At 41.1% G+C, this 13,344-nt stretch carries 12 protein-coding genes; 7 read left to right on the top strand and 5 right to left on the bottom strand.

Going from position 1 to position 13,344, the window contains the following annotated elements; genetic code table 11:
• Nucleotides 1-70 precede the first annotated feature (70 nt).
• Together FAX86_RS21195 and FAX86_RS21200 are read right to left on the bottom strand one after the other, a co-directional pair.
• On the bottom strand, nt 71-1,420 hold the full coding sequence (locus FAX86_RS21195) for a sigma-54-dependent transcriptional regulator (RefSeq protein ID WP_144395503.1): 1,350 nt from the start codon (nt 1,418-1,420) through the stop codon (nt 71-73).
• A complete protein-coding gene (locus FAX86_RS21200; protein ID WP_144395504.1) occupies nt 1,417-3,015 on the bottom strand; it encodes a two-component system sensor histidine kinase NtrB in 1,599 nt (532 codons plus the stop codon). The genes FAX86_RS21195 and FAX86_RS21200 overlap by 4 nt, the downstream gene beginning before the upstream one ends.
• Nucleotides 3,016-3,119: 104 nt before the next feature.
• Between FAX86_RS21200 and nadE the strand changes: the two genes are divergently transcribed.
• Nucleotides 3,120-4,016 (top strand): ammonia-dependent NAD(+) synthetase, encoded by an 897-nt coding sequence (gene nadE, locus FAX86_RS21205; RefSeq protein WP_281286455.1) that lies wholly within the window; start codon nt 3,120-3,122, stop codon nt 4,014-4,016.
• A 33-nt stretch (nt 4,017-4,049) separates the two neighbouring features.
• Nucleotides 4,050-4,388, top strand: coding sequence for a P-II family nitrogen regulator (locus tag FAX86_RS21210; RefSeq protein ID WP_144395505.1), 339 nt, complete (start codon nt 4,050-4,052; stop codon nt 4,386-4,388).
• A gap of 85 nt (nt 4,389-4,473) precedes the next feature.
• Here the strand turns inward: FAX86_RS21210 and FAX86_RS21215 are convergent, their stop codons facing one another.
• A complete protein-coding gene (locus tag FAX86_RS21215) occupies nt 4,474-5,229 on the bottom strand; it encodes an outer membrane protein assembly factor BamD (RefSeq protein ID WP_144395506.1) in 756 nt (251 codons plus the stop codon).
• Between the two features lie 198 nt (nt 5,230-5,427).
• On the opposite strand from FAX86_RS21215, the gene rluD reads away from it, so the two are divergent.
• The 4 genes from rluD (at nt 5,428) to clpB (ending at nt 10,488) form a co-directional block, all read left to right on the top strand.
• Nucleotides 5,428-6,390 carry a 23S rRNA pseudouridine(1911/1915/1917) synthase RluD gene (gene rluD, locus FAX86_RS21220; RefSeq protein ID WP_144395507.1) on the top strand — a complete coding sequence of 321 codons (963 nt, stop codon included), beginning with the start codon at nt 5,428-5,430 and terminating at the stop codon, nt 6,388-6,390.
• Entirely contained in the window at nt 6,383-7,120 is a 738-nt protein-coding gene (gene pgeF / locus FAX86_RS21225) for a peptidoglycan editing factor PgeF (protein ID WP_144395508.1), read from the top strand. Before rluD ends, pgeF begins: the two co-directional genes overlap by 8 nt.
• Before the next feature lie 10 nt (nt 7,121-7,130).
• Nucleotides 7,131-7,838, top strand: coding sequence for a lysophospholipid acyltransferase family protein (locus FAX86_RS21230; protein ID WP_246128709.1), 708 nt, complete (start codon nt 7,131-7,133; stop codon nt 7,836-7,838).
• 79 nt (nt 7,839-7,917) lie between these two features.
• A complete protein-coding gene (gene clpB / locus FAX86_RS21235; protein WP_144395510.1) occupies nt 7,918-10,488 on the top strand; it encodes an ATP-dependent chaperone ClpB in 2,571 nt (856 codons plus the stop codon).
• A gap of 79 nt (nt 10,489-10,567) precedes the next feature.
• Here clpB and FAX86_RS21240 read toward each other — a convergent pair whose 3' ends face one another.
• On the bottom strand, nt 10,568-11,014 hold the full coding sequence (locus tag FAX86_RS21240; protein WP_144395511.1) for a DUF4124 domain-containing protein: 447 nt from the start codon (nt 11,012-11,014) through the stop codon (nt 10,568-10,570).
• 89 nt (nt 11,015-11,103) lie between these two features.
• Nucleotides 11,104-11,382, bottom strand: a complete 279-nt coding sequence (locus tag FAX86_RS21245) for a DUF3579 domain-containing protein (protein WP_144395512.1) — start codon at nt 11,380-11,382, stop codon at nt 11,104-11,106.
• A 192-nt stretch (nt 11,383-11,574) separates the two neighbouring features.
• On the opposite strand from FAX86_RS21245, the gene pssA reads away from it, so the two are divergent.
• The gene (pssA, locus tag FAX86_RS21250; RefSeq protein ID WP_144395513.1) at nt 11,575-12,354 is read left to right on the top strand and encodes a CDP-diacylglycerol--serine O-phosphatidyltransferase; all 780 of its coding nucleotides are present in this window, start codon (nt 11,575-11,577) and stop codon (nt 12,352-12,354) included.
• The last annotated feature ends 990 nt before the right edge of the window (nt 12,355-13,344 follow it).

The following is a 13,344-nucleotide window of genomic DNA, read 5'->3' on the forward strand; positions in this document are numbered from 1 at the left end:
TGTGAGATATTGTCCTGTCAACGATTAAGAAGGACTATTTTAGAATTTTGTTGAATAATATGATTAAAAATTACTCAATGTTAAGCTTCTTGCATTTATAGCGCATGGTACGAAAGCTTATACCGAGCAGTTCTGCTGCTGCTGTTTTATTATTTCCTGTTTGATCCAGTGCTTTAATTATTTCTGCACGTTCGATGGATTCGAGGTATTCATCCAGAGGCTGATCTTTTCTATCTGTCAGTAATAAATCACCTTGGGCTGAATTTGAACCCATTAGTAGCAAGTCATCAACGTCGAGTGATTCCCCTGTATTTAGTGTAAGAGCTCTCTCCAGAATATTTTCAAGCTCTCGAATATTACCGGGAAAAGAATGTTCATAAAGTGCATTAATCGCAGCTTCTGTAATTTGGGGCTTTGGCATTTGATTTCTTTTTGCTAGCCGGTCGATAAATGAGTCGACTAGCTCGGGAATATCAGCTTTTCGTTCTCGCAGCGGCGGTACAGAAATTTCTATAACGTTAATTCGATAAAACAAGTCTTGCCGAAATTGCCCTTTGTCCACGAGTTCATTAAGATCTCGGTGCGACGCGGACAATATGCGAACATTAACCGAAACCTCTTTTTCTGAGCCTACCGGTCGAATACTGCGTTCCTGAATGGCCCGTAATAACTTTACTTGCATGGCGAGTGGTAATTCTGCTATTTCGTCGAGAAATAACGTACCGCCATCCGCAGCTTTAAAAAGACCTTCTTTTTCGGTTTGTGCGCCAGTAAAACTGCCTTTTTTATGACCAAAAAATTCACTTTCCATCAGTTCCGAGGGTATTGCTCCGCAGTTGATGGCAACAAAAGGATTATCGGCACGAGGTCCATTGTTGTGAATTAAGCGAGCAACCATTTCTTTTCCTGTGCCAGACTCTCCCTTTACGTAAACTGGCGCCTGACTTTTTGCGACTTTTAAAATGAGTGTTTTCAGGTGTTTCATATTTGGCGTTGCGCCAATAAATTCTTTAAGAAACTCTCCTGTGTCTTCTGTTTCACCAGACGGTTCGGGATTTACTTTCAGTGCGTTAGAGACAATATTTCTCAAATTACTTAAATCGACAGGTTTTGATAAAAAATCAAAAGCACCGAGTTTCATCGCATCAATGGCCGTTTGCATATTACCGTGTGCAGTAATGACAGCGACAGGAACATCTGGTTGTTTGTTTTGTATATATTGTACGAGTTCAAGGCCGTCACCATCTGGTAGACGCATGTCGGTTAAGCACAAATTAAAATTTTGGTTGTCCACTTTTTGCATCGCGTCGGCGACATTTAAGGCTGTTTCACATCGAATTCCCATTCGAACTAGAGTGATTGACAGAAGTTCAAGAATATCGGGTTCGTCGTCGATAATTAATGCAATAGGTTGTGTCACGATTCGTCTTCTCTCGCAAATGTAATGCGGAAACAAGCTCCGCCATTAGGTACGGGAATATAATCAAGTTGCGCTCGATTAGCTTCGCAGAGCTCTTTTGATATGTAAAGTCCCAGACCAGTGCCTGTCGGACTAGTTGTAAAAAATGGTTCAAAAATGTTTTGCACCATATCTGAATGAATGCCTGGTCCATCGTCTATGATATCAAGAAAAGCTTGCTGAGTTTTGGAGTTTACGCCGCCGAAAAAAGTAATACGCGAAGCTCCTGTATTCTCTTTGCTATAACGTAACCCATTTTCTGCTAAATTGGTAATGACTTGTTGGAGCTGACTGATATCAAATTGAATAATCAGTTCATTGGGAGTGATATCGATAATTATTTCCACATTATCACTCTGGCTTCTTTTAAGCTCGTCGCTAAGCGTTGATAAAAATGATTTTAGTCTAACATCCTGAGCTTCCGATTTTTGTCGCTGCGACAACTGCATAACATTTTCAATAATGGCATTTACTCGAACCGAGTTTTTCTGGATCATCTCCACGAGCTTTTTGTCAGCCTCATTTATATCGGTCGATTCTTCAAGTAATTGTGCAGCGTGGCTGAGTGCGCCTAAAGGATTACGAATTTCATGTGCGATACTAGCGGTGAGTCGTCCTAGTGAGGCAAGTTTCAAATTTTGTGCTTGTTGCGTCATTGGTGTCGTGTCTTCGAGAAATAACAAAGTGAATTGATTCCGTTCGTCAATCCTTGATATTTTAATGTTTATTTTAGGGCCGGTTTGTGATTGTCTAAAATTATTTATCGATTGTTTGCTGTTGTCCCAGTTTTCAATGGCGTTATCCAGTTCTTCGCTTAAACCACTCAGTGGTTTTCCTTGAATATTACTCGGCATTTCGAGCAGTTCCCAGGCCGCGGTGTTGATAAATTGAATGCGTCTTTGTTTGTCGATCACGATGACGCCTGTTTTCATAAATTGAATGATGGTTTCATTCAATCTTTCCATATTGGCTAGGTCGGCGCTTGTTAGTTCAGCTTCCAATTCACTTTGCTTGAGCCGTCTTGCTGTTAAAAGCGCGAATAGTGATGTGGCGAAATAGGTAGCACCTAACAATCCCGCCTGGGTGATGTAGTCGGATTTTGTTTGACCAGTAATGCTTAAGTAAAAAGCTTCTGTGAGAACAGCAGTCGCTGCAATTGCAGCAAAAGCTAGAGAAGAACCTCGCTCAACGAGCAAACAAGCGGTTGTTGCAGAAACGGCCATGAGCATGCCCAGACCCGTTGCAACACCACCACTTGAGTGCATGAGTAGGGTCAATAATGTAATTTCAACGAAAACTTGTATTTCGACGAGAAAGCGAAATGCTTGTTGATAAATTCTGTTAATGAAATAAAAACCGACGCTTGAGACAAAATATAGCAGCGCAGACCAATAGTAAAGAACGGGATTTTTTTGACCGAGAAATATATCACCAGCCTTAAGAAGAAAGAAAGTCAGTAAAAATGAGGACACAACGATTCGGTAGAGCGCATAGACTTGCAGTGCTCGTATTGACGTGTATTGATGCTCAGACTTTAAATTTTTGATTATCGCCATTGAATGAGGTCTTCTTTCAGCCTAATCATAAAGATAACGCTAACTTAATATTTTTAAAAGATTTTTTCCTGAATTGATTTGAACGTCGCTGGGATTTTGGCAATATGGTAACATCTGGCTCATTAATCAAATTAATTAGTCTAAAAGTGACAATGAATCAACAACAAATAGTTCAAGAAATGTGCGTGTTGCCTGAAATTGATCCGGTTAAAGAAGTTAAAGCACGTGTGTCTTTCATTAAACAACAACTCAAAACGGCTGGTTTGGAACATCTGGTGTTAGGAATTAGTGGAGGAGTTGACTCAGCAACGCTTGGTCGATTATCTCAATTGGCCGTCGATGAATTAAATCAAGAGCAAAGTACGGATAACTACAAGTTTATCGCTGTGCGTCTTCCTTATGCGACACAGAAAGATGAAGATGAGGCTCAATTGTCCATCGACTTTATTCAGCCATCAAAAGTCGTGACTATCAATGTTCAATCTGGGGTTGATGCATTGAATAAAACTGTTCTTGGCGCTATGAATGAGAGCCAATTTGACAGCTTTGGTGATACCAAATCCGATTATGTAAAAGGTAATGTAAAAGCTCGTATGAGAATGGTGGCGCAGTATCAGGTGGCTGGTTTGGTTGATGGTCTGGTGTTAGGTACGGATCACTCTGCAGAAAATATAACCGGCTTTTTTACCAAATGGGGTGATGGTGCATGTGATCTTGCGCCTTTATTTGGGTTGAATAAACGGCAAGTTAGACAATTAGCGGCATTTCTTGGTGCACCCGAACGCTTGATTGTTAAACCGCCGACAGCGGATTTGGAATGTTTGAACCCTGGCAAGCATGATGAACATGCGCTAGGTGTTACATACGATCAAATTGACGATTTTCTGGAAGGAAAAGTTGTTGATAAAGAAGTCGAAGCATTGTTGATTGAAATCTATAATAAAACTCAGCACAAGCGACTGCCGATCCCGACGATTTATAGTAACGATTCAAAGTCATAAATTTGTTAAATCTATTGTTTGAGTGAGTCAGCAATGAAAAAAATTGAAGCCATAATTAAGCCGTTTAAATTGGATGATGTCCGAGAAGCCTTGGGAGATTTAGGGGTTGCGGGTATGACGGTTACTGAAGTGAAAGGATTTGGGCGTCAGAAAGGACACACTGAGTTGTATCGTGGTGCTGAGTATATGGTTGATTTTTTACCGAAAGTAAAAGTAGAAATCGTTGTCAGCGATGATTTGGTCGATTCTTGCATTGAGAGTATTTTAGAAGTATCTCGCACCGGTAAAATTGGTGATGGAAAAATATTCGTATCTAGGATTGATCGAGCGATTCGTATCCGAACCGGTGAAATGGATGATGAAGCGGTTTAATAAGCGAGTATTTGAGAAACACTCAATTCTCAGTTAACAAAAAAGGACTCCGTTGAGTCCTTTTTTGTTTTATTAGGGCGGTAAATTAAAGCCTTTTAGCGTACTCAGGATAGTTTAGTTTAAGTAAGTTTTTTGCTTTATCTGATAAATCTTTTAGCTCAAGAATATCGTAAGCGGTTGCCATTACCAGTAAGGCATCTGGAACAGAATCGGTTTTAGGGTAGTTTTCGACAACATATTGGGCACGATTCGCAGCTGCGATGTAAGCGTTTCGCTTCATGTAATATTGAGCAACGTGTAATTCATAACGAGCTAGTCGATTTCTTAAAAAAATCATTCGTTGCTGAGCATCTTTGGCGTATTTACTGCTTGGGTATTTCCTAAGCAATTCCGCAAAGTCAGAAAATGCTTGTCGTGCGGTTGACGCATCTCGCTGGGATAAGTCTGCTGATAATAACTCTTTGAAAAAGCCAACTTCCGATGTGAAGTTAATAAGACCTTTCATATAGTAAGCGTAATCGACATTTTCGTGATTCGGATTTTGGCGAATAAAACGCTCGGCTGCAGCAATCGCTGACGCAGAATTACGAGATTTATAGTAAGCGTAAATCAGCGATAATTGAGCTTGATGCGAGTAAGGACCAAATGGGTATAGGCTATCAAGTTGCTCCAAAGTTCGAATGGCTGTTTGGTAATTGCCTGCTTTTATGGAAGCCTGCGAGCGCTCATACAGTTTAAAGGCGTCATCGGCCAGAGGAACCTCGACTTCTTCCTGTGTACTGGCACACGCAAATAGAAAAAAGCTTAATGTAATTGTAATAAATACGCGAAAGTTTTTCATACTTCTCAATAGTTCGTTAAAATTCAACTTTATTGTGTAGGCATGGCATTCTACCGGAGCCAGCCCATCAGGCCAATGACTATTTTTTGATGCTAGCAACGACCTTATATTAAGGTCGTAGATTCTTAAACGTCGCATCAGCCTGTTAGGGGTTGTAGAGGGTCAATGCTCAAAAAGGTTCCCTAAAGTTGGAAAAATATGGCAAATCAATCGTTTAAACAAACAATTCAAGTGAATACATCGGATCTTGGTCAACGTCTCGATCAGGTCGTCGCACAACATTGCGCCGAAGTTTCCCGTTCAAAGCTACAAGAGTGGATAAAGAATGGGCAAGTATTGGTCGATGGTCAGGTTATCAAGAAGACTCGTCACAAACTAAAAGGTGACGAAATCATCGAAATCGATGCAGAAATTGAGTTGGCGGGCGATTGGCAAGCCCAGGATATACCACTTGAGATCGTTTACGAAGATGAGCATATCTTTGTCGTCAATAAACCAGCAGGACTGGTAGTCCACCCTGCTGCGGGGAATCCTGATGGGACTTTGGTTAATGCACTGCTGTTTCGTGATGAAGAACTCAGACACTTGCCTCGTGCCGGAATTATCCATCGATTGGATAAAGATACTTCCGGATTGCTGATTGTCGCTCGAACTCTCGCTGCTCATTCGGGCCTTACTGCCCAGTTGCAAGAGCGAGCGTTTGAAAGAGAGTATCAATGTATTTGCCATGGTCAGATGGTTGCGGGTGGCATTGTTGAGGAGCCAATTGCTCGACATCCGCAAAATCGTTTAAAAATGGCGGTGACTCCCTTTGGTAAGGAAGCGATTACCCATTATCGACTCAAAGAAAAATTCAATGATTTTACCCATTTAAAAGTTAATCTGGAGACTGGCCGCACTCATCAAATACGCGTGCATATGGCACATTTGCATTATCCGCTTGTTGGCGATCCGGTTTATGGCAGGCAGAATTATGCGCCTAGTGGGTCAAGTGATAGGCTAAAAGAAGCGGTGCGTAATTTTAAACGACAGGCATTGCATGCGAGAAAATTGGGAGTCATTCATCCGGTAACTGAGGAATCTCTGTCTTGGGAAGTTGAACCGCCGGAGGATTATTCGCAGATTTTGCAAGTCATCGCCGAGGAGAACCCTATTGTCTGAACCTCTTAAGATGATCGAGCCTGAATGGCCTGTATCGTCTCGAGTACATGCTTTCACGACGACACGTCAGGGTGGCTTTAGCGAGCCTCCCTATGAATCGTGGAATCTGGCGCTACATGTGGGTGATGATTCTATTAAGGTTAAAAAAAATAGGTCGATCCTTGAAGGAGAATTAATTTCAGTTCAAGAAATAGGTTGGCTAAATCAGGTTCATGGAACCCAGGTTGTTGAGCTCACAGAAACGGGTATCCAATCGCCAGAAGCTGATGGTGTTTTTACGTCGCTAAGACACAAGGCATGCGCTGTTATGACTGCGGACTGTCTTCCCGTGTTTTTGGTGAATAAACAGGAAACATGGGTGGCTGCCATTCACGCTGGGTGGCGAGGCTTAGTCGATGGAATTTTAGAGCAAGCTGTGCAAGCATACGGAAGTGACTCCGAAGACTTAATAGCCTGGCTGGGGCCAGCCATCAGCGCTCGTCATTTTGAAATAGGTGATGATGTTAGGCAGTTGTTTCTGAGTCAATCTGAAAAAGATGGCAAATTTTTTAAACCCTTTAAAGAAAAATATTTGGCTGACTTATACGGAATTGCTCGTCGAAAACTTGAAGCTCGAAACCTTCAAGTTTATGGCGGTGACTATTGCACGTACAATCAGTCTGAGCTGTTTTATTCTTATCGTCGAGATGGCGTAACGGGAAGAATGGCCAGTGTTATCTGGATCGAATGAATATATGAATATGATTGACTATTTATTGATAATGCTAGTCATTGTTAGTGTGTTTTTAATTCTTATTGCGATTGGTTTAAAAGCCAATAAAGCCGACTGGGGTTTTTGGATAACCAATGTGATAGACGGATGGATTCGAGTATTTTGTCGCAGATACCATCGGTTAAATGGTGATAACATTAACTTGCCGGAGACGGGTGGTGCGATTGTTATTGCGAATCATATTTCGGGATTGGATCCATTTTTATTAATTGCTTCATGCCATCGTCCGTTGCGATTTATGATTGCAAAGGAAGAGTACGAACGTTTCGGTTTAAACTGGATGTTTAAATTAGCTGGCTGCATTCCGGTCGATCGTTCTGGCCGAGTTGATAAAGCATTTAGAGAAGTTATTCGCAATGTTAATAACGGCGAAGTCGTGGCTTTGTTTCCTCATGGAAAAATTCATCTTGATACAGAAGAGAAAACTCACATCAAACCTGGACTCAGAAAGTTGACGCAAAAACTCGCCTGCTCAGTTTTTCCAGCTAGAATTGAAGGGGTTCGTGGGCAAGGCAGTGTTTTTACTGGAGTGATACTAAGAGGTAAAACACGACTAACGAGTTTTCCTCCTTTAGCGCAATCGCATTTTGAAACCGATGATATTGATTATCAATTAGGTGCTTTACTCTTGGGTCGGGCTGTTGATCCTGATTCATTCCAGCATTCAAAGTCTTAAATTATTGAATTAAGATTGAAAAAAAATAAGCTGCCCCCATTTTATTTTTAATCACAAAAATGTTTGGGAGTTTGGCACAATGAGAATGGATAAACTGACCAGTAAGTTTCAAGTCGCGATAGCTGATGCACAGTCATTAGCAATTGGACGAGATCATCAGTTTATTGAACCTGTTCATTTAATGGTGGCTTTATTAAACCAGGAAGGTGGAACGGTTCGTCCTTTATTAACGAAAGCATCATTAAATGTACATGCATTGCGTTCTCAATTGCTTGAAGCGCTCGATCAATTTCCGCAAGTTCAAGGCGCAGAGGGCGATGTACATATTTCTAATGATTTAGCGCGCTTGTTGAATATCTGCGATAAATTATCTCAACAAAGAAAAGATCAATTTATTTCTTCAGAGCTTTTTGTTCTTGCCGCCATCGATGACAAAGGGCGGTTGGGTAATATTTTATCCGAGTTAGGTGCAACTAAAGAGTCAATTGAGCAAGCTATAGAAGAAGTCCGAGGTGGTCAAGCTATCGATGACCCGAATGCCGAAGAGCAGCGACAAGCTTTAGAAAAATTTACCGTCGATTTAACGGAGCGAGCGGAACAAGGAAAGTTGGATCCTGTTATTGGCCGAGATGATGAAATTCGCCGAACCATTCAAGTTTTGCAACGTCGTTCGAAAAACAATCCTGTACTCATTGGAGAGCCTGGCGTTGGGAAAACGGCGATTGTTGAGGGGCTTGCCCAACGAATTGTTAATCGCGAAGTTCCTGAAGGATTGAAAAATAAAAGAGTGTTATCGCTTGATATGGGTGCATTAATTGCTGGTGCCAAATATCGCGGTGAATTCGAAGAACGACTAAAGTCGGTATTGAATGATTTAGCCAAACAAGAAGGTCGAATTATTTTATTCATTGATGAATTACATACTATGGTTGGCGCAGGTAAAGCGGATGGTGCGATGGATGCCGGTAATATGCTTAAGCCCGCTTTAGCTCGAGGTGAATTACATTGCGTTGGCGCGACAACGCTTGATGAGTATCGAAAATACGTTGAAAAAGATGCGGCACTGGAAAGACGTTTTCAAAAAGTGTTGGTTGATGAACCTAGCGTTGAAGATACCATTGCTATATTACGTGGTTTAAAAGAACGTTACGAAGTTCATCACGGTGTTGAAATTACCGATCCGGCCATTGTTACTGCAGCTACCTTATCTCATCGATATATTTCTGATCGACAGCTCCCTGATAAAGCGATTGATCTTGTTGACGAAGCCGCTAGTCGAATTCGGATGGAAATTGACTCTAAACCTGAAGAGATGGATCGATTGGAACGCCGTTTGGTCCAATTAAAAATACAACGTGAAGCGTTGAAAAAAGAAAAAGACGATAGTTCTAAAAAACGTCTGGCTGATTTGGACGAAGAGGTCGGAGAATTAGAAAAAGAGTTTGCCGAACTGAATGAAATTTGGACGGCAGAAAAAGCCGCCTTACAAGGAACAACTCACATTAAAACAGAATTGGAGCGAGCTCGTCTTGAACTTGAAGCGGCAAGTCGAGCCAGTGACTTGAGTCGAATGTCCGAATTGCAATATGGAAAAATTCCAGAGCTTGAAAAGCAGCTTGATATGGCGGCCCAAGCAGAAATGCAAGAGATGAAGTTACTGAGAAATAAAGTAACAGATAATGAAATTGCTGAAGTTGTCTCGAAGTGGACGGGTATTCCTGTCACAAAAATGCTCGAAGGTGAAAGAGAAAAACTACTTAAAATCGAAGAAGGGTTGCACAAGCGAGTTGTCGGGCAAAATGAAGCTGTGACAGCGGTGTCCAATGCTATTCGTCGTTCGCGAGCAGGATTATCAGACCCAAGACGCCCAAATGGTTCGTTTTTATTTTTGGGACCAACAGGTGTTGGTAAAACCGAACTGTGTAAAGCTTTGGCCGAGTTTTTATTCGATAGCGAAGAAGCCATGATTCGAATAGATATGTCGGAGTTTATGGAAAAGCATTCCGTTGCGCGATTGATCGGTGCTCCGCCAGGATATGTTGGGTATGACGAAGGTGGATATTTGACGGAAGCTGTGCGCCGAAAGCCTTATTCTGTGATTTTACTTGATGAAGTTGAAAAAGCGCATCCCGATGTCTTTAATGTGCTTCTACAAGTTTTTGAAGATGGTCGATTGACCGATGGGCAAGGTCGAACGGTTGATTTTCGAAATACGGTTATCGTTATGACATCCAACATAGGCTCTGAAATTATTTTAGAAGAATCCGGCAAAGGCGATTACGATTCCATTAAGTCGAAGATAATGGGCGTACTGGGTGACTTTTTCCGTCCTGAGTTTATTAATCGAGTTGATGAAACGGTGGTGTTTCATTCATTACCAGAAGATGCGGTTAAATCTATCGCGAGCATTCAAATTAAGTTACTAAGAGAGCGACTGGAGGAACATCAATTACATCTTGAAGTGGATGATGAGGCGCTCAGTCTGGTGGCACAACGCGGATTTGATCCTGTTTATGGCGCTCGGCCATTGAAAAGAGCTATTCAACAATGGATTGAAAATCCATTAGCGCAAGATATTCTGGCTGGGAAATTTAATCCTGGAGATTCAATTGTCGTCCAAGTAGATAATGGAGAAATTGTTTTTCAATAGCCCTTAAAAAACCTCGCGACTCAATGTGCGAGGTTTTATCTTGTTTTATTAATAGCCTACTAGCGATTAATTGACCGGCTTACTGGTCGTCGCTTTGTTCTTTGTTTTGGTTTAATTCAGCGCAATAGTTGTCAATCTGTTTTTGAGTTTCAACTTTCTTTTGTTCAATTTCTTCTTCCGTTAACATGCGGTCCTCGCCATCTTTTTTTATTCGAGAGCCTGAGTTAAGCGTTTCCATATTAGTTTTAGCAATTTTGCAGGCCTGCGTAATTTGTGCCTGCATTTTCGCAACTTCTTTTTGAGCATCTGTTTGTGGATTTTCTTCGGCTTCTATTTTTTCAGTGATTGCTGCTGAGCTGTTTGAGCCGCGCACTTTAATTCGCTCGAAAGGAACGCCTTTAGGAGGACGATCGCCATATTTGGTGTTTCCCTCAGCGTCTTTCCATTTGTACAGCACATTACTGCCTGCAAACACTAAACTGGTAGTTATCGCTAAAACCGCTGCGATAATCGTCTGTCGAAACATAATTGAGAAATCCTTAGAATACAAAGCAATAGCCTAAATATAGCTCGAAATAACAGCAAAAGTCAGCTTTATTAGGGATTAATTGCGAATTATTTAGACTGAATCTCAGTTTTTAGGGCGTTCTCTTGCACGAATCCGAGTATGTACTGAAACATTTCAGTATGTTGTGCTTGAAGTTCTGAAGAGACTACGACACATTTTATGCCATCGATAACCGCTGGTCGAAGCAAAGGGGAATAGTACATGCGCCGGTTTCGAAAGGTACACAAGCCACCACACAATCGCTCGGCCCAATCGGAGGGGCGAAATTTTTGGCCACTCTCGTTTTGTCCGATGATAATCAGTTTTTCGTTCTCACCAATGTGCATAGCTGGATGTCATATAATGATGGATATTTAAAGCGCGCGTATCTTGACACATTAAACTTTTCTGTCAACAGCCGCTAACTATTGGAATGTCGTTTATCAACGAGTAAAAGACATGTAGACTATGTAACTCATTGAACTATTAAAGATTCTAGCAGAGAGAGGCGTTTACGCTACATAATCGAGATTTTCTTTATGACTAAAAACGAAACAACAACTAAATCACCTCGCCGAGGTATCTATTTACTGCCCAATTTATTGACAACGGCAGGATTATTTGCCGGATTTTTTGCTGTCGTAGCATCAATGAAAGGACAGTTTGAATTGGCTTCAATAGCGATATTCATTGCTATGATAATGGACGGGTTGGATGGCAGAGTTGCCCGAATGACGAATACTCAATCTGACTTTGGTGCAGAGTATGACTCTATGGCCGATATTGTCTCATTTGGTATAGCTCCTGCGCTCGTAACCTACAATTGGGCTCTCTCGTCTCACGGTAAGTTAGGGTGGTTAGCGGCATTTGTTTTTGTAGCAGGTGGTGCATTGAGATTGGCGCGTTTTAACACTCAAGTTGGAACAGCCGATAAACGCTATTTTCAAGGATTGGCAATACCATCAGCCGCAGCCATTTTGGCGGGGATGGTTTGGGTAGGCGTCGATTACGACATTAACGGTCAAGAATACGGAAAATGGATATCCATCATCACAATGCTGCTTGGCTTGTTTATGGTCAGTAATTTACGCTACTACAGTTTTAAGGAGGTTGATTGGCGGGGTAAGGTTCCGTTCATTGCGATATTAATTGTGGTGTTAGCTTTTGTATTGATTGCTTATCAACCACCTATAGTTCTTTTTTCTGTATTTTCTCTTTACGCAATTTCTGGTCCTGTCGTCACTTTATGGCAAAAGCGGAGTATTATGTCGAAGAGGCTCCAGCGGAAAAAGAGTAAGCCTCAGGAAGACGGAGAATAAAAGCATTATCCGTTTGTAAAGTTAAGCGATAGCGGTATTTTTCTAATGTTTGGTTATACCGCTATGTGTTTTCCCTCTGATTTTAGATACTATCAATAGCGTTGCTTTGAAGCGTGGTTGATATTTATCCCCTCGGTCTTTGAGCTTCGAGAATTGATCAAGTAGGTTCGGCCGATCTGTAAAGCAAAATATATTGAAATTCATACTTTATATGCTCTTAAACGAGTGCCCAGTCAGAAGTAAGGTCCCCTAGGTTTCTTTTCTTTAGATTGGTTCTTATATTCGGCAAATAGTGCTATATCGCTATATTTTAGGGTCAGGGCTCTTTTTTCTTTTATTTATTTTGATCCTTTCCCGGATGGAACATTCGCTTGATCTTAGAGGAGTGCGTTAAGAGTCGGTAAGTTACTTAGACACGCCAAGGTTAAACTCTTCAGCTTTTGTAATTTCATAAACTTGAGTTTTGTAACAGCGATTGAAGCACTGCTTGAAATGGTTTTATTCGTTAACCTAATCTTTTTACTAGTGACAACTCATTTTATTTGGCTGACTAAATCGAGTATAAATCCACCGCTATTTCATACCGTCATTTTATTGATGCTTTTAACCGAAAGCATTTGGGTAAAATTTAGTCAGAAAAGGTCAAATAAACCTGTTGTTTGATGAAAAAATAACCGTCTTCAAAAAAGTTTCATTTTTTTTTCTAAATGGCTTGCCATGCACAAATTTATCCTTATAATGCGCATCTCTCTCGGGGCGGTAACGCCTTTAAACACAAGCGTTTAAAGAGTTTTTTTAGAAAGTCTTGTTGGTTAAGATTTTAGTTTAAACGAAGTGTTGACAGAGATTAAATGTGGCGTATAATTCGCGCCCCAACGTTGAGAAAGCAACGTTGTTTAACTAAGGCAAGTTCCTGGTTAAAAGCTCTTTAAAAACTTAGATGAAGTAATCTGTGTGGGCACTCATGTTGATAGAGTCATCACGACATTA

It is taken from the genome of Pleionea sediminis (genome assembly GCF_007570825.1).
Lineage (GTDB): Bacteria > Pseudomonadota > Gammaproteobacteria > Enterobacterales > Kangiellaceae > Pleionea > Pleionea sediminis.